Genomic DNA, 16,346 nt, shown 5'->3' on the forward strand with positions numbered 1-16,346 from the left:
TCGGTGACCGGGCAGACCGAGTGGTCCAGAAGAGTAGGGTGGGGCCATGGCCGACGCTGATCTGCACTTCTACTTCGACCCGGTCTGCCCCTTCGCCTGGATGGCGAGCAAATGGGTCCGGATCGTCGCCCGGCAAAAGCGCTACGACGTCGAGTGGCGGTTCATTTCGCTGCGGCTGCTCAACAGCCACATCGACTACGCCGCGCACTTCCCGCCCGAGTACGAGGCGTCGCACACCGCCGGGCTGAAGCTGCTGCGCGTCGCCGCGCGGATCCGTCAGGCGCACGGGCCTGACCCGATCGGGCCGTTCTACGAGGTGCTCGGTGCGGAGACCTTCGAGCGTGAACCGGTGCCGGGCGGCAGTGCCGCCGCGGTGCACCGGGGCACCAGGGCGCTCGCGATCGAGGCGTTGCGGCAGTGCGGGCTGCCTGAGGACTACGCGGACGCGCTGGAGGACTCCGGCTGGGACGCGGAGATCCAGGCGGAAACCGACACCGCCCTGGCGCTCACCGGCAAGGACGTCGGCACGCCCATCCTGCATTTCGAGCCGCCCGAGGGCACCGCGCTCTTCGGGCCGGTGATCAGCCGTCTTCCCACCGAGGAGGAGGCGCTCGAGCTCTGGGACCACGTGGTGGCGCTGGCGCGGTTCCCCGGGTTCACGGAGCTGAAGCGCAGCCTCCGGGAACGTCCCCAGCTGCTGTCGTTCGGCGTGCGGGAGGGTGAAGTGGGGCGGCAGGAGGACTGGCACGGCGGGAGCCGCCGCCAGAAGAAGTAGGCGGTCCGGTCGGCCGGGCCGCGGAGGCTGCGGGCGGGTTCGGCGATGACGCGATCCGCCGGCGGCGGCCGGTGGCTCGGGACGTGGCCGATGGGCCGGTCGTGCGGCGGCCGTTCGATGCGGTGGGAGCCGCGGCCGGGAGAAGGCGTAGCGCGGCCGGCCAGGAGATCGTGGCCGCGACGGACTCGCCGGTTGCGCCGGTGACCGGGCCGGCGGCCGCGGTGGTGGTCAGGGGATGGTGGCCGGAGCCGGTTCCGCGGCGGGTGCCGCCGTCGGCTGGGCGACGTGCCCGGTGGGCCGGAGCTGGCCGTGGATCACGAGGTCGGTGAGCCGGTCGGCGATGTCCTCCGGGGACAGCGGACCGCGCTCGGTGTCGAGCCAGACGTGGGTCCAGTTGAACATGCCCAGCACGCCGAGCACGACCACGCGGTCCGCGCTGGCGAAGACTCCCTCGCGTACCCCCGCGCGCAGCACCTCGGCGAAGAGGTTCTCGTACTCGTCGCGCAACGCGGTCAGCTGCGTCGCGCGCTTGCCGCTCAGCGCGTGCATTTCCCGGATCACCACGGTCACCTCGTCGCAGCGCGCGGCCATGATGCGCAAGTGTTCCCTGGCGAGCGCGCGCAGCTTCTCCGTCGCGGGGATGTCTTGCGCCACCACGGCCCTGCCCCGTTCGAGCGCCTCCTCGACGTGGCGCTTCGACAGGTCGTACAACAGGTCCTCTTTGGACCGGATGTGGTAGTAGAGAGCGCCGCGCTGCAGGCCGGCCGCCTCGCCGAGCTCGGCGACGCCGGTGGCGTGATAGCCCTTGCGTGCGAAGATCTCGGCCGCGACGCGCAGAATGCGCTCGTGGGTCGACTCGCCCGACGTGTCCCGCCGGTGTGCCATCGTTCCTCCCCGATTCGCCGATCGATGTCAGCGTACCGATCAGTATAGAGATCGCAACGGGCAGCGGTTGGCCGCGACGCCGACGGCAGGGCGGTCCACGTACCCACGCGTAGCATGTGGCAGCAGGTCCGCCAGGCGGTGTAACCAGCATTTTGTGAGCGCCGTCACTCATCTGGGTGAAGTCCGGACGCGGCTGCTCGATCAGGGATTGACTCGCCGCAGATCACCTGTACCGTTCGGTCCGACGTTGATACTGACCGATCGATACAGAGTCATCGGACAACGGAGTGGCGATGAGCGGAACTCTTTTGCGGCGGCGATCCGGCCTGCCGGCCACCATCTCCCAGGAGCAAATCGTCCTCGTGGTGGTCGTGGCGCTCTTCGTGGTTTTCGGCCTGACCCTCAACGGCTTCCTCGAGCTGAACAACCTCGTCAACCTGGTCCGCAGCGTGTCGTCGTTCGGAATCTTCGGCGTGGCGATGGCGGTCGTGGTGATCGCACGCGGTATGGACCTCTCGCTCATCGCTTCGATGGGCGTCGCGACCGCGGTGGCGATCCAGCTGATGCGCGCCGAAGTCAGCACGCCCGTCGCGCTGATCGTGGGCATCGGGATCGTGCTCGTGATGGGGCTGTTCAACGGATTCCTGATCGCGTTCGCCGAGATCCCGGCCTTGTTCGCGACGCTGGCCTCCGGCCTGCTCGTCTACGGCCTGGCGCGCACGACCGTCCTCGATGGACTGATCGCTGAACTTCCCGGCGACCGGCACTTCGTCGTCGCCCTCGGTCAGGGCACCTTGTTCGGCATCCCGGTCCCCATCATCGTGTTCGTGGTGACCGCGGTGCTGGCGCAGGTCATGCTGTCGCGGACCAAGACCGGCCGGTTCATCTACGCGCACGGCGACAACGCGGGCGCGGCGGCCCTGTCGGGTGTTTCCGTCCGGCCACTCACCATCTTCGAGTACATGGCCAGCGCCGCGATCGGGTTCGTCGGCGGCCTCATCGTCGCCGGTTCCGTCGGCGGGCTCAACACGCAGGTGATCGACAGCTCGCTGATCTACGACGTGCTGCTCGTCGTCGTGGTCGGTGGCATCAGCCTGGTCGGTGGGCGGGGCAGCGTGCTGAGCGTGGTCGTGGGCACCGCGCTGATCGGTGTGATGCTCAACGGGATGACGATCCTCAACATGAACACGCACGAGCAGGACATCATCAAGGGCTTGATCCTGCTCGCGGCGCTCGTGCTGGACAACCGGCTGCACCCGCGTGACGAGGAGACCGTCCGCCAGGGCGACTGAACCCCGGACAACGGATTTCGACACAAGGACAAGGAGGTCCTGCCATGCGAATCGGCAAATCGCGGATGCTGCGGATCAGCGGGCTCGCCGCGGCCGCCGTGCTGGCTGTCACCGGCTGCTCGACCGGGGGCAGCGCCCAGACCACGGCCGCGGGGAACAACCAAGTGCCGCCGACGGCTTCCGCGGGCGAGTTGCGCGACCACGCGCTGAACAGCTTGCAGGGCAAGACGGCCGCGTTCGTGCCGGTCGGCATGGGCACCCCGCTGATGGAAGAGTGGAACCGGCAGCTGGAACGCGGGTTCAAGGCCGCCGGCATGAACTACGTGCTGCGCGATCCCAACTGGGACACCGCGAAGCAGGCCGAGGCCGTGCAGTCGTTGATCAACGAGAAGCCCGCGGTGCTGGTGGTGCACAACTTCGATGTGCAGATCCTCGCCAAGCTCATCCAGCAGGCGCAGCAGGCCGGGATCTACGTCATCCAGATCAACATGGTGAGCAACTACAAGTCCGACGCCTTCGTCGGCGCCGACACCATCGACCTCGGCCGCCGGATCGCCACCGACATCGTCGCGCAGTGCGGTGCGAACACGCAGACGTCGCACGAGGTGCAGATCGTGCAGGGCGACGCGACCTCCGGCTTCACGCTCGACGTGATGGCCGGTGCGAAGCAGGTCTTCGACCAGCACCCGGAAATCAAGATCGTCTCCACGCAGGCGGCGAACTGGGACCGCACCAAGGCGCACGACATCACCGCGACGGTGATCCAGCAGCACCCGAACCTGTGCGCCAGCTGGGGTTTCTGGGACCAGATGCAGTACGGAGCGGCCGCCGCGATCAAGGAGGCGGGCAAGCTCGGCCAGGTCAAGGTGTTCACCTCCGACCACAGCAACATCGCCTGCGAGGGCGTGCGCGACGGCATGTTCTTCCAGTCCTACGGCTACTCGGTGCCCACGCAGGGCACGGACATCGTGGCGATCGCGAAGTACCTGGTCCAGTCCGGGCAGGCCCCCGGCACGGCCCGGATCGCCGACTACACGCCGCTGGTGAAGATCGACAAGTCCAACTGGAACCAGCCGAACATGTGCTACGACGGCAAGAACGACGGGCTGACCGTTCGCTGATCCCATCCCCGCCGGGACGCCTCCCGCCCGCGGCGTCCCGGCGCGCCCCAGCTCCGGAGAGGGAGAACCATGACGGCAACTGCGGACGTGCGGCCCGCGACACCGCGGCGCCGCCCACCTGAGCGCAACGTCCGAGAGCACGAAACCGTTCGCGACCGGCTTCGCCACCTGCGTTACCGCGCCTCGCCGCAACAGTTCTTCGCCGAGCTGTTCGAGAAGAGGTGGATGGAGCCGGCCATCCCGCTGGCCATCCTGATCGCGGTGATCGTGTTCTTCTCCGTCGCGGCCCCGGGTTTCGCCACCTCCGCGAACCTGCTGTCGACGGCGGCGGAGCTCGCGGAGATCTCGTTGATCTGCCTCGGCATGGCCGTGGTGATGATCTCCGGGGGCATCGATCTGTCCGTCGGCTCGATGTTCGGGCTGTGCAACATGGTCGCGATCCTGCTGATCACCGTCGCCGGGGTGCCGGTCGTGCCGGCGATCCTGCTGACGCTGGTGGCCGGTGCCCTGCTGGGCGCCACCAACGGCACGATCGTCGCCTACCTCAAGGCGCGGCCATTCCTGACCACGTTGGTCACGCTGATCATCTTCCGGGGTGTGCTGAACCTGCTCGACCTGCACTACTCGGCCAAGACCGCGTCGGTGTTCGTCATGGACCCGGTGTGGGACTGGTTCGGCACGGGCAAGGTCGCCGGCCTGCCGTTCAGCTTCGTCACCTTGCTGGTGGTGCTCGTCGCCGGGCACATCGTGCTCAGCAGGTCGCGGCTCGGGTGGCACATCACCGCGGTCGGCGCGAGCCGTCGGGCCGCCCGCCACGCCGGCATCCGCGTGGAGCGGGTCCTGCTGATCAGCTACGTGTTCGCCGGGGCGCTGTGCGCGCTGGCGGGGGTCTTCTACGCGGCGCGGCTGAGCAGCGCCAGCGCGCGCGTCGGCGAGGGTCTCGAGCTGAACGTGCTGACCGCGGTCATCCTGGGCGGCATCAGCCTCACCGGCGGCAAGGGCACCGTCTGGCGTGCCTTCATCGGCGCGGCGACGATCAGCCTGCTGGGCAAGGGTTTGCTGCTGATGGACGTGGGCGGCGAGGTCCTGCAGACCGTGCTCGCGGTGGTGCTGATCGTCGCCGTGGGTCTGGACACCAAGTGGGGCAAGAACCGCGGCAAGGCCATCCAGAAGACCTACGTCAACCCGACCCTGGTCGAGTACGGCCCGCTGCCGGACGTCCGGCCGGGCTCGGGCAGCCCGTTCGAGATCAACGACCGGCTGCGCGACGCGGAAGCGATCGGGCTCGGCGAGGTCGAGGGTCCCGAGGACGTGATCGTGGACTCGCGGGGACGCGTCTACTGCGGCACCCGGCAAGGCTGGATCCTCCGCTTCTCCGGACCCGATTTCAGCGAGCGCGAGGTCTTCGCCCGCATCGGCGGGCACCCGCTGGGCATGGCGTTCGACGCCGACGAGAACCTGATCGTGTGCGTCGGCGGCATGGGTCTGTATTCCGTGTCCCCGGACGGAAAGCACCGCAAGCTCTCCGACGAGACCAACCGGACGTGGGTCCAGCTGCGGGACGACTCGCGGTTGCGCATGGCCGACGACCTCGACATCACACCGGACGGCAAGGTCTGGTTCAGCGAGGCCACCACCCGCTTCGACATGGCCGACTGGATCCTCGACGGCGTCGAGGGCAGGCCCAACGGGCGGCTGCTCTGCTACGACCCCGCCACCGGGAAGACCCGGACGGTGATCCGGGATCTGGTGTTCCCCAACGGGATCTGCAGCTGCCACGACGGCGAGTCGCTGCTCATCGCGCAGACCTGGCTGTGCCGCATCCTGCGGTACTGGCACAGCGGGCCGAAGAAGGGCAGGCTGGAGATCTTCATGGACAACTTCCCCGGCTACCTGGACAACATCAACCGGGCCTCCGACGGCACCTACTGGGTGGCGCTCAACGGGATGCGTTCACCCGCCTACGACCTCGCGATGCGCATGCCCACCTTCCGGCGCCGCATGATGAAGCGCATTCCGCGCGACGAATGGCTCTACCCGAGCATGAACCACGGCTGCGTGGTCAAGGTGTCCGACGCCGGAGAGGTGCTGGAAGCCTACTGGGATCCGGGCGGGGAGAAGCACTCCACCATCACGTCGATGCGCGAGCACAACGGCTACCTCTACATCGGGGGGCTCGAGAACAACCGGATCGGCCGCGTCGAGCTCCGCGCCGGTCGACCCGAAATGGCCACCACCGAGCGGGCGGGCCGTCCCGCCACGGTCGGTTGAGGAGGAGGACCGATGCCCCGAGTCGAAGCCTGGGAACTGGTCAAGGAGTTCCTCTTTCCCGGCAGGTCCGAGCACCGGGCCATCCCGCCGCTGGACGGCGGGCTCACGCCGAACGACGAGCTCGACGCCGTCGCGACCGCGATCGGCGGTCTGACCGAGCCCGAGGACGTGTGCCTGGACGAGCGCGGCGACCTGTACGTGAGCACCGCCGACCGGGTGGTGCGGGTGTCCGGTCCGGACTTCCGGCACTCCGAGGTGCTCGCCACCCTGCCGGGGCCGGCCGGCGCGCTGGAGCCCGGTCCCGACGGCCTGCTGGTGGGTGTGGCGGGGACCGGCCTGATGCGGGTGGGCCGTGACGGGGCGGCGGAGCTGGTGACCGCGGCCGACGAGTCCGGTGTGCCGATCCACTGCCCGACCGACGTCGCGCTCGCCGGCGACGGCACGATCTACCTCACCGACGGGTCGACGCGGCACCACGGCCGGGACTGGGTCCGGGACCTGATGGAGCAGAACGCCCGCGGACGGCTGCTGCGCCACGACCCCCGGTCCGGTCGCACCACCGTGCTGGCCGGCGGACTGGCCTACGCCAGCGGAGTTTCGCTGACACCCGGGCAGGACGCGCTCGTCGTCTGCGAGGCGTGGGCGCACCGGGTCCGCCGCTACCCGCTGGCCGGCGGAGCCGGTCGCACCTTGCGCGAGAACCTGCCCGGTTACCCGGGCCGGATCAACCCGGCCCCGGGCGGCTACTGGCTGGCGATGTTCGCGCTGCGCACCCAGCTGGTGGAGTTCGTGCTGACCCAGCGCGACTACGTCGAGGAGATGATGCGCACGATCGAGCCGGACTACTGGATCCGGCCCGCGCTGCGCGGCCTCGACTCCGGCCTGGAACCGTTGCAGGGCGGGCAGATCCGCAAGCTCGGCGTGATCAAGCCGTGGGCGCCCCCGCGGTCCTACGGCCTGGTGGCCCGGCTGGACGAGGAGGGCTACGTGGTCTCGAGCATGCACAGCCGCGGCGGTGGCCGGCGGCACGGTGTCACCTCGGCCCGCCAGTGCGGAACCCGGCTGTTCATCGCGGTGCACGGCGGGGACCAGGTGCTGGTGACCGGGGCGGGGGAGGCGTGATGAACCAGTCCATCGTGGAGCAGCTGGAGATCGACCCGGCGGCCGGGCAGACCCTGCTGGTCGAGATGTCGAAGGTGACCAAGACCTACCGCGGCGTGCACGCGATCCACGACATCGACTTCGACCTGCGCGCCGGTGAGGTGCACGCGCTGGTCGGCGAGAACGGCGCGGGCAAGTCGACGCTGTGCAAGATCCTCGCCGGCGCGGTGCAGCACTCGAGCGGGGAGCTGCGGATCGGTGGCGAGCTGGTGAACTTCCGCCGCCCGCACGACGCGCTCGAGCACGGGATCGCGATGGTGTACCAGGAGACGAGCCTGGTGCCGACGATGACCGCGGCGCAGAACATCGAGCTGGGGCACGAAAAGGTGCTGACCCGTTTCCGCTCGCTCAACATCGGGGCCCAGCAGCTGCTGCAGTCGATGAACTTCCACGTGGATCCGACGGCCTACGTGTCCACCTTGGGCGCGGCGAAGAAGCAGATGGTGGAGATCGCGCGGGCCCTGCGCTCCCGGGCGCGGATCGTCATCTTCGACGAGCCGACCGCGAGCCTCACCCCCGAGGAGACGCTCCACCTGTTCAACGTCATCAACGATCTCCGCGCGGCGGGCCTGGGCGTCATCTACGTGTCGCACGCCCTGGAGGAGTCGCTCAAGATCGCCGACCGGGTCACCGTCCTGCGTGACGGGGAGCGGGTGGCGTGCCTGGACGCGGCCAAGACCGACCGGGACGAGATCGTCCGGCACATGGTGGGGCGTGAACTGGGCAGCACCACGCGGGTCGAGCCGCGTCGCACCGCGGACGTTCGCAAGCGCCGCGTGCTGGAGGTCGAGAACCTCATCCTGGGCAACGTCGTGAAGAACATGTCGTTCTCCGCCTACGCGGGGGAGGTGCTCGGCATCGCGGGGCTGATCGGCAGCGGTCGCACGGAAACCGCGAAGATCATCGCCGGGGCGCTCAAGCGCAACCGCATCCACGGCGGCCGCGTGCTGCTCAACGGCAAACCCGTGCGCTACCGGGTGCCGAAGCAGGCGATCGACGACGGGATCGTCTACATCACCGAGGACCGCAAACTGGACGGGTTCTTCGAGACGATGACCATCGCCGAGAACCTCTACCTCGGCCTGCTCGCCTCGCGCAAGGGGCGGCGGCAGTGGTGGTTGTCCTCGGCGCGGCGCAAGCGGGTGGCGAAGGAGTGGAGCGACCGGCTGCGGATCAAGGCGATCAACGCCGACGCGAAGATCGTCGAGCTCTCCGGCGGGAACCAGCAGAAGGTGGTCGTCGGCAAGTCGCTGGTGGCGGACCCGGAGGTGGTCATCTTCGACGAGCCGACCCGCGGTGTGGACGTCGGCGCGATCGAGGAGATCCACCAGTTGATCCGGCAGCTCGCCGACGAGGGCAAGGCGGTCATCGTGATCTCGTCCTACCTGCCGGAGATCCTCGCCGTGTCGGACCGGATCCTGGTCGCCCGGTTCGGTCGCACCGTGGCCGAGTTCAGCCGGGAAGAGGCCACCCAGGAAAAGATCATGTACGCCGCGATCTTCTGAAGCGGAGCGAAAATGGACAGTTACACGGTGGCCGAGCTGCTGCGCAAACCGCGCCTGGCCGGCCGGGTCAACGAAGGCCGCGTGGCGGTCGTCTTCGAAAGCCGTGAGGTCACCTTCGACGAGCTCGACGAGCGGTCGGACCGGCTCGCGGCCGCCCTGCACGCCCAGGGTTTCGCCAAGGGCGACCGGGTCGGCGTGCTGCTGCACAACCGGGTCGAATGGGTGGAGCTCTTCTTCGCCGTCGCCAAGCTCGGCGGGGTGGTGGTGCCGCTCAACTACCTGCTCAAGGCCGGTGAGCTGCGCTACATCCTGGACGACTGCGCGGCGTCCTGGGTGGTGTACGAGCAGGCGCTGGAACCGGTGGTGAAGGAGCTGCGCGCCGGCGGGTCGGCCGCCCGGTACGTCGGCGTGGGCACCGTGGACGGGGATTTCGCGTATGAGGAGCTGATCTCGCGGGCCGGCCCGCCGCCGGAGGTCGAGGTCGGCTCGGGAGACCTGTTCCTGCTGCAGTACACCTCCGGGACCACCGGTGCGCCGAAAGGCGCGATGCACACCCACGCCACGGTGCTGTGGAACTCCTTCCACCAGGTCGTGGACTACGGCATCACCGCGGACGAGGTGTACCTGGTGGTGCCCGCCTTGTGCTGGGCGGCGGGGTTCCACGACCTCGCCCTCGCGACGTTGTGGCGGGGCGGGCGGGTGGTGCTCTCGCCCAGTACCGGCTTCACCCCCGAGCGGTTCCTCGCCATGGTGGAACGGCACCGGGTGACGTCCGTGCTGCTCGTTCCCACGGTGCTCAAGCGTGTGCTCGGGCATCCCGGCCTCGGCGACCACGACGTCAGCTCGCTGCGGCTGATCTGCAGCGGCGGCGAACCGGTGCCGCTGACCGCGCTCGCCGACGCCCGCCGCCTGCTCCCGTCCTGTGCGGTGCTGCAGGTGTACGGGATGAGCGAGTTCCCCACGATGATGACCTACGTACGACCTGACGAGGCCGTGGGCAAGGCGGGCTCCGCCGGGCGCGCCTGCAGCGCGGCCGAGGTGCGGGTGGTGGACGAGCGCGGGCAGGACACCGCGCCGGGCGAGGTCGGCGAGATCATCTGCCGCTCGCCGGCCACGATGATCGGCTATTACGGCAAGCCGGACGCGACGGCCGCCACCCTCGAGGGCGGCTGGCTGCACACCGGTGACCTGGCCCACGTCGATGAGGACGGCTACCTCTACATCTCCGGCCGGTCGAAGGACATGATCATCACCGGCGGGCTGAACGTGTACCCGGCCGAGGTGGAACGCGTGGTCGCGCAGCACCCGGCGGTCCTCGAGGCCGCGGTGGTGGGTGTCCCGGACCCGGAGTGGGGCGAGGTCGGCGCGGCCATGGTGGTCCTGCGGCCCGGGTGCGAGCTCGGCGAGGAGGAGCTGACGCGGTACCTGAAGAGCGAGCTGGCGACCTACAAGATCCCGCGCCGGTTCACCTTCACCGGCACGTCGCTGCCGCGCACGACCTCGGGGAAGGTGCAGAAGTTCCGGGTGCGGAACCTCCTGGGTCTGCGCTGACCACGCCTGAACGCCGGTAGCGCGCCTCCGGGCGATATCATGTGGATCGTTCGGTCCACGATCGGGAGTGAGGGCGGCGTCGGCTATGACGGTCACGAGTTTCGAGGCGAACAGGGCGCGCGTGATCGGCATCGCGGCGGATCTGTTCGCCCGGAACGGCTACCACGGCACCGGGATGGCCGAGCTGGGGCAGGCGGTCGGGCTCGGCCGGGGCGCGCTCTACCACTACATCGGCAGCAAGGAGGCCGTGCTCTACGCGATCAGCAAGGAGCAGGTCGACAAGATGAACAGCTACGCCGAGGCGTTGCTCGACCAGGATCTCTCTCCGGAGGAGCTGCTCCGGCGGATGGCCCGCGGGCTGCTGGCCAACATCGCCGAGCACCGCTCCGAGTGGGCCGTGTTCTTCCGCGAGTACACCGCACTGACCGGTGAGCGCCGGGACCACGTCATCGCGGCCCGTGAACGGTACGAAAGCTACTGGCGGCAGGCGCTGGACAACGGCGTGCGCGCGGGGGTGCTGCGCCAGACCCCGCGCCTGCTGGTGAAAGGGATCCTGGGCATGCTCAACTACACGTACCTGTGGATGGAGCCCGACGGCGAGCTGAAACCCGACGAGGTCGCGGACATGTTCCTCGACGCGCTGATCGACGGCATCCGGGCCTGAGGCGGATCGAGCGGCCCCACGATTCCGCGCCACCTGCCTTGCGGAAAATGTGACGTGTACCGTTCGGTACGAAACTGCTTGTCGTTGTTTCGCCTGCTCTGCTACAAACAGGGGACATCGGCTGCCCGCCAACGGGTTTTGTGGACCGGGTTTCCCTCGCCGGCCCTCGCGGCCGGCTCGTTCTCCTTGTCCTTCCGTGGCTTCCCTGCGCCGGTGTCGCCGACGTGGAAGGAAACGACATGCGAATCGACGACAGCGCTGCCCTGGTCACCGGCGGTGCGTCCGGGCTCGGCCAGGCGACGGCCCGCCTGCTGGCCGAGAAGGGGGCGCGGGTCTTCGCGCTCGACCTGCCCGCCGCGGTCGCGGCGGCCACCCCGGTCGAGGGGGTGACCTACGTCGAGGCCGACGTCACCGATGCCGACCAGGTGCAGGCGGCCGTCGGCACGGCCGCCGGCGCGGGCGCGCCGCTGCGGATCGCGGTGAACTGCGCAGGGATCGCCCCGTCGGCCCGCATCGTGTCCCGCTCGGGCAGGCACGACGTGGCCCTCTTCCGGAAGGTCCTCGACATCAACCTCACCGGCACCTTCATCGTGCTGGCCGTCGCCGCCGAGGCGATCGCCACGACCGAGCCGCTGGCGGACGGCGCCCGCGGGGTGGTGGTCAACACCGCGTCGGCCGCCGCGTTCGACGGGCAGATCGGGCAGGCCGCCTACGCCGCGTCGAAGGGCGGCGTCGTCGGGCTGACCTTGCCCGCGGCCCGGGATCTGGCGTCCTCGGGCATCCGGGTGATGACCATCGCGCCCGGCATCGTCGACACCCCGATGATGGCCACCGTCGCCGAGGAGTACCGAGCCGGGCTCGCGGCCGGCGTCCCGTTCCCGCCGCGGTTCGGGCGGCCCGACGAGTACGCGCGGCTCGTCGCCACCATCGTCGAACACGATTACCTCAACGGCGAAGTCGTCCGGATGGACGGAGCGATCCGGATGGCGCCGCGATAGGGAATCCGCGCGGCGAAGACGGGCGGAACTCTGCCTAAAGTCTTGTACCGACCGGTCTATACAGGTATTGTTCGAGCCAGTCCAGCGTCGGATCCCGGGAGGAATCGTGACCAGCAGCGCGGGGTGTGCCCTCGTCACCGGCGGGGCGGGCGGAATCGGCCGCGAGGTCGTCCGGCAACTCACCGAACGCGGACTGCACGTCATCGTCGCCGACCTCGACATCGACGCGGCCGGCCGCGCGGCGGACGAAGCCGGAGCCGCCTCCGCGGTGGCCTTCGACGTGGGTGACCCCGGAGCCTGGGAAGTGGCGGTCGAAGCCGTCGCGGCCGCGGGTGTTCCCCTCATCGCGCTGGTGCTGAACGCGGGCGTCGCACTCGGCGAAGCGGAGCTCCTCGACGTCGATCCCGTGGCCTACCGCCGCGCGTGGTCGGTCAACGTCGACGGCGTGGTCCACGGCTTGCAGGCCCTCGTGCCGCGGCTGCTGGCCGCGCGCGGGCGCGCGGTCGTGACCGCGTCACTCGCGGGCATGACCGCGGTGCCGTTCGATCCGGTGTACGCGATGACGAAGCACGCGGTGATCGGCTTGGTCCGGAGCTACGCGCCCACGCTCGCCGCCAAGGGGGTCGGGCTGCACGCGGTCTGCCCCGGCCTGGTCGACACGCCGATGCTGGGCGCCGCCCGTTCCGAGCTCGACCGGCTCGGCTTCCCGCTGGTCACCGTGCCCGACGTGGCACGTGCGCTGGTCTCGTGCGCCGTCGGCGACGACCCGAGCGAGGTCGTCGTCGTCCAGCCCGGCCGGGAGCCCGTCCCTTATCGGTTCGCCGGCGTGCCCGGCGGCCGCACGGGCGGCCCGATGCCCGCCCTGCCGTCCCGGCTGCCGATCGGCACCCGCCGGTCGGTGTGAACCCGCCCCAGGGAGGAACCATGACACCAGTGCGCGACGCGGTCATCGTCGACGTTGTGCGCACGCCCGTCGGCAAGGGGAAGAAGGGCGGTGCGCTCTCGCACGTCCACCCCGTGCACCTGCTCGCCGACGTCCTCGCCGCACTCGTCCGGCGCGCCGATCTCGATCCGGCCCTGGTCGACGACGTGATCGGCGGTTGCGTCACCAAGGCGGGGGAGCAGGCGATCAACCCCACCCGCAGCGCCGTGCTGGCCGCGGGCTTCCCGCTCTCGGTGCCGGCGACCACGATCGACCGGCAGTGCGGTTCGAGCCAGCAGGCCGTGCACTTCGCGGCACAGGCGATCCAGGCCGGCGCGGCCGACATCGTCATCGCGTGCGGTGTCGAATCGATGTCGCGGGTGCCGATGCACTCCGACGCCCAGGGTGCCGACCACCTCGGCTCGCGGATCGCGGAGCGGTTTCCCGGTGGCGGGCTCATCGGCCAGGGGCTTTCCGCCGAGCTGATCTGCGCCCGCTGGCAGCTGGACCGCGACGAGCTGGACGAGTTCTCCGCGGCCTCGCACCACCGCGCCGCAGCCGCGCGGGATGCCTTCGCGCCCGATCTGATCACCGTCACCGACGCCCCCGGGGTGACCGTCGACGAGACCGTCCGGCCGGGGACCGCGGTCCAGGCGCTCGCCGGGCTCCGGCTGTCCTTCGTGGACGAAGCGGCTGCGCGGCGGTTCCCCGAGATCGACTGGAAGATCACGCCGGGCAACTCCTCGCCGCTGACCGACGGTGCGGCGGGCGTCCTGCTGATGAGCGCGGAGAAGGCCGAGCAGCTGGGCCTGACCCCGCGGGCGCGGGTGCACTCGATGGCCGTCGTCGGGGACGACCCGATCGTCATGCTCATGGGCGTCGTGCCGGCCACCCGCGCGGTGCTCGAGCGTGCCGGGCTGACCGCCGACGACATCGACCTGTTCGAGGTGAACGAGGCGTTCGCGCCGGTTCCGCTGGCCTGGATGAACGATCTCAAGGTGGAGCACGACCGGCTCAACGTGCACGGCGGTGCCATCGCGCTCGGCCACCCGCTGGGCGCCAGCGGCGCCCGGATCATGACGACGCTCGTCGGCGCGCTGGAGCGTCGCGGGGCCCGCTTCGGGCTCCAGACGATGTGCGAGTGGGGCGGCATGGCCAACGCCACGATCGTGGAGCGGATCTGACCCTTCTCTTCCGATGAATGTCACACACCTATTCGTATAGACCGATCGGTACAATACTGTGATGGATGCAGACGACAGCATGACCGGCGAGCGGGTGGCCCTGGTCACCGGCGCCTCCCGCGGTATCGGAGGCGGCATCGCGCAGCAGCTCCTCGACCGGGGCCTGCGGGTCGCCGGTACCTACCGGACCGGCGGTGAGCTCGTCGAGAAGCTCGCCGCGGTCCACCCGGACCGAGTTCTGCCGGTGCCCTTCGACCTCGCCGCGCCCGAGGGCGCCCGGGCGGTGATCGAGCAGGTCACCGGCCAGTGGGGCCGGCTCGACACGCTCGTGCTCAACGCGGCGGTGTGGCAGGGCGGCAAACTCGCCAAGATCGATCTCGACGACTGGTGGCAGGTCGTCGAGGCGAACCTGAGAAGCACCGCCGCGCTCGTCCAGGCCGCGATCCCGTGGCTGACCCAGGGGGCGAGCCCCGGCGTCGTGCTGGTCGGCTCCGCGGTCGGCTCCGTGGGTTTCCCCGGCGACACGGCCTACGCGAGCGCCAAGGCGGCGGCCGTGGGCTTCGCCCGCTCCCTGGCGAAGGAACTCGCGCCCAAGGGGGTGCGGGTCAACGTGCTCGCGCCGGGTTTCGTCGACACCGACATGACGTCGGCGATCCCGGACGTGGCACGCGCCAGGATCGCCGATGCCACGCTGCTCGGGCGGTTCGGCACGGTCGAGGAAATCGCCCGCGCCGCGGTCTTCCTGGCCGAGGACGCGACGTTCTGCACCGGTGCGGTGCTCGCCGCCGACGGCGGCTGGACGCTTTAGATCCCAAGGAGGAAACGATGAACGCAGGTCTGCCCGTCGACGAGTACCGGAAGCTGCGCGACAGTGTGCTCGCCACGATCTGGGACGAGCTCGACCCGCTGGAACACCAGATCGAGGACACCGAAACCATTCCGTACGACATCGTCCTGCCCGCGCTGCGTTCGTGTGGCGCGTTCGGGCTGATCGTGCCCCAGGAGTACGGCGGCGCCGGGCTGTCGATGGCGCAGTACCTGCCGATCCTGGCCGAGTTCGCGAAGATCCAGGGTGGCATCCGGGCCATCGTGCACGTGCACAACTCCTTCGCGCACGCCCTGTCCGAGATCGGGAACGACGCTCAGAAGAAGGAGATCCTGCCGGGCGCGGCGACCGGCGAGAAGTCGCTGGCCTTCGCGCTCACCGAGCCGGGCAACGGGACCGGCGCCGACCTGTCGACCACCGCGCGGCGCGAGGGTGACGAGTACGTGCTCAACGGGCGCAAGTGGCTCATCACCAACTCCGACATCGCCTCGCACTTCCTGGTGTTCGCCAAGACGTCCGACCAGGACGTCTCGGCGCTCATCGTGCCGCGCGACACCCCCGGGTTCTCCATCGCGCCGCTGCCGGAGACGATGGGCTGCAAGGGGGCCGAGCACGGCGAGCTGACGTTCGAGGATGTGCGGGTACCGGTGTCGGCTCTGGTCGGCGCCGAGGGCGAGGGCGGCGCGCACCTGGAGCGGGCGCTGGAGATCAGCCGGGTGTTCATCGCCGCCTCTTCGCTGGGCACGGCGTCGCGGGCGCTGGAGCTGTCGCTGAAGTACGCGCAGGAGCGGGTCACGTTCGGCAAGCCGATCGCGCAGCGTCAGGCGATCCAGCGCTACCTGGCCGAGATGGCCGCCGACGTGTACGCGTTGCGCGGCATGCTGGCGGACGCGGCGTCCAAATGGGACAGCGGCAAGCGGATCCCGGCCGAGTCGTCACTGGTCAAGCAGTTCGGACTGGAGGCCGTCGGCCGGGTCACCGACCGTGCGCTGCTGGTGCACGGCGGGATCGGCTACACGCGGAAGTACCCGATCGAACGCCTCTACCGCGACGCGCGCCTGAACTGGCTGGAGGAGGGTACGCCCACCATCCAGTACATGGTGGCCGCCCGGGAACTGCTCGGCGGCTACACGTTCGAGGACGCCTTCACGGTCGCGAGCTGACCGACGCACGACGGATTCGGCCGGGCAC

At 69.8% G+C, this 16,346-nt stretch carries 14 protein-coding genes; 13 read left to right on the forward strand and 1 reads right to left on the reverse strand.

The annotated features are described in order from the left end of the window. Positions 1 to 46 precede the first annotated feature (46 nt). The gene (locus ABZ193_RS00260; RefSeq protein WP_020418635.1) at positions 47 to 775 is read left to right on the forward strand and encodes a hypothetical protein; all 729 of its coding nucleotides are present in this window, start codon (positions 47 to 49) and stop codon (positions 773 to 775) included. Between the two features lie 228 nt (positions 776 to 1,003). Here the strand turns inward: ABZ193_RS00260 and ABZ193_RS00265 are convergent, their stop codons facing one another. After that, a complete protein-coding gene (locus ABZ193_RS00265) occupies positions 1,004 to 1,660 on the reverse strand; it encodes a TetR/AcrR family transcriptional regulator (protein WP_020418636.1) in 657 nt (218 codons plus the stop codon). A gap of 293 nt (positions 1,661 to 1,953) precedes the next feature. On the opposite strand from ABZ193_RS00265, the gene ABZ193_RS00270 reads away from it, so the two are divergent. The 12 genes from ABZ193_RS00270 to ABZ193_RS00325 all read left to right on the forward strand — a co-directional run bounded on the left by ABZ193_RS00270 (position 1,954) and on the right by ABZ193_RS00325 (position 16,318). After that, positions 1,954 to 2,952: an ABC transporter permease gene (locus ABZ193_RS00270; RefSeq protein ID WP_354708287.1), complete on the forward strand. Its 999-nt coding sequence runs from the start codon at positions 1,954 to 1,956 to the stop codon at positions 2,950 to 2,952. A 44-nt stretch (positions 2,953 to 2,996) separates the two neighbouring features. Next, positions 2,997 to 4,073, forward strand: a complete 1,077-nt coding sequence (locus tag ABZ193_RS00275) for a sugar ABC transporter substrate-binding protein (RefSeq protein WP_354708288.1) — start codon at positions 2,997 to 2,999, stop codon at positions 4,071 to 4,073. A 69-nt stretch (positions 4,074 to 4,142) separates the two neighbouring features. Continuing rightward, complete coding sequence (locus ABZ193_RS00280) at positions 4,143 to 6,344, forward strand: SMP-30/gluconolactonase/LRE family protein (protein WP_237337093.1); 2,202 nt, start codon at positions 4,143 to 4,145, stop codon at positions 6,342 to 6,344. Positions 6,345 to 6,356: 12 nt separating this feature from the next. Continuing rightward, complete coding sequence (locus ABZ193_RS00285) at positions 6,357 to 7,466, forward strand: SMP-30/gluconolactonase/LRE family protein (protein ID WP_354708289.1); 1,110 nt, start codon at positions 6,357 to 6,359, stop codon at positions 7,464 to 7,466. After that, positions 7,466 to 9,010 carry a sugar ABC transporter ATP-binding protein gene (locus ABZ193_RS00290; protein WP_354708290.1) on the forward strand — a complete coding sequence of 515 codons (1,545 nt, stop codon included), beginning with the start codon at positions 7,466 to 7,468 and terminating at the stop codon, positions 9,008 to 9,010. Before ABZ193_RS00285 ends, ABZ193_RS00290 begins: the two co-directional genes overlap by 1 nt. A 12-nt stretch (positions 9,011 to 9,022) precedes the next feature. After that, positions 9,023 to 10,561, forward strand: a complete 1,539-nt coding sequence (locus tag ABZ193_RS00295) for an AMP-binding protein (RefSeq protein ID WP_020418642.1) — start codon at positions 9,023 to 9,025, stop codon at positions 10,559 to 10,561. Positions 10,562 to 10,646: 85 nt separating this feature from the next. Continuing rightward, entirely contained in the window at positions 10,647 to 11,225 is a 579-nt protein-coding gene (locus tag ABZ193_RS00300) for a TetR/AcrR family transcriptional regulator (RefSeq protein ID WP_237337089.1), read from the forward strand. 239 nt (positions 11,226 to 11,464) lie between these two features. Next, positions 11,465 to 12,223: an SDR family NAD(P)-dependent oxidoreductase gene (locus ABZ193_RS00305; RefSeq protein ID WP_354708291.1), complete on the forward strand. Its 759-nt coding sequence runs from the start codon at positions 11,465 to 11,467 to the stop codon at positions 12,221 to 12,223. A 106-nt stretch (positions 12,224 to 12,329) separates the two neighbouring features. After that, positions 12,330 to 13,127 carry an SDR family oxidoreductase gene (locus ABZ193_RS00310; protein WP_354708292.1) on the forward strand — a complete coding sequence of 266 codons (798 nt, stop codon included), beginning with the start codon at positions 12,330 to 12,332 and terminating at the stop codon, positions 13,125 to 13,127. Positions 13,128 to 13,156: 29 nt separating this feature from the next. Beyond that, positions 13,157 to 14,329, forward strand: a complete 1,173-nt coding sequence (locus ABZ193_RS00315) for a thiolase family protein (protein WP_354708392.1) — start codon at positions 13,157 to 13,159, stop codon at positions 14,327 to 14,329. A gap of 61 nt (positions 14,330 to 14,390) precedes the next feature. After that, positions 14,391 to 15,137 carry an SDR family oxidoreductase gene (locus ABZ193_RS00320; protein ID WP_354708293.1) on the forward strand — a complete coding sequence of 249 codons (747 nt, stop codon included), beginning with the start codon at positions 14,391 to 14,393 and terminating at the stop codon, positions 15,135 to 15,137. A gap of 17 nt (positions 15,138 to 15,154) precedes the next feature. After that, a complete protein-coding gene (locus tag ABZ193_RS00325) occupies positions 15,155 to 16,318 on the forward strand; it encodes an acyl-CoA dehydrogenase family protein (protein WP_354708294.1) in 1,164 nt (387 codons plus the stop codon). Positions 16,319 to 16,346 lie beyond the last annotated feature (28 nt).

The organism is Amycolatopsis sp. NPDC006125 (assembly GCF_040614195.1).
Taxonomy (GTDB): Bacteria; Actinomycetota; Actinomycetes; order Mycobacteriales; family Pseudonocardiaceae; genus Amycolatopsis_E; species Amycolatopsis_E tucumanensis.

Excerpts from the sequence above, each read along its gene's own strand:
- ABZ193_RS00305 (WP_354708291.1), top strand. The coding sequence starts at position 11,465 with ATGCGAATCGACGACAGCGCTGCCCTGGTCACCGGCGGTGCGTCCGGG.
- ABZ193_RS00300 (WP_237337089.1), top strand. The coding sequence starts at position 10,647 with ATGACGGTCACGAGTTTCGAGGCGAACAGGGCGCGCGTGATCGGCATC.
- ABZ193_RS00275 (WP_354708288.1), top strand. The coding sequence starts at position 2,997 with ATGCGAATCGGCAAATCGCGGATGCTGCGGATCAGCGGGCTCGCCGCG.
- ABZ193_RS00270 (WP_354708287.1), top strand. The coding sequence starts at position 1,954 with ATGAGCGGAACTCTTTTGCGGCGGCGATCCGGCCTGCCGGCCACCATC.
- ABZ193_RS00285 (WP_354708289.1), top strand. The coding sequence starts at position 6,357 with ATGCCCCGAGTCGAAGCCTGGGAACTGGTCAAGGAGTTCCTCTTTCCC.
- ABZ193_RS00325 (WP_354708294.1), top strand. The coding sequence starts at position 15,155 with ATGAACGCAGGTCTGCCCGTCGACGAGTACCGGAAGCTGCGCGACAGT.
- ABZ193_RS00260 (WP_020418635.1), top strand. The coding sequence starts at position 47 with ATGGCCGACGCTGATCTGCACTTCTACTTCGACCCGGTCTGCCCCTTC.
- ABZ193_RS00320 (WP_354708293.1), top strand. The coding sequence starts at position 14,391 with ATGGATGCAGACGACAGCATGACCGGCGAGCGGGTGGCCCTGGTCACC.
- ABZ193_RS00290 (WP_354708290.1), top strand. The coding sequence starts at position 7,466 with ATGAACCAGTCCATCGTGGAGCAGCTGGAGATCGACCCGGCGGCCGGG.
- ABZ193_RS00265 (WP_020418636.1), bottom strand. The coding sequence starts at position 1,660 with ATGGCACACCGGCGGGACACGTCGGGCGAGTCGACCCACGAGCGCATT.
- ABZ193_RS00280 (WP_237337093.1), top strand. The coding sequence starts at position 4,143 with ATGACGGCAACTGCGGACGTGCGGCCCGCGACACCGCGGCGCCGCCCA.
- ABZ193_RS00295 (WP_020418642.1), top strand. The coding sequence starts at position 9,023 with ATGGACAGTTACACGGTGGCCGAGCTGCTGCGCAAACCGCGCCTGGCC.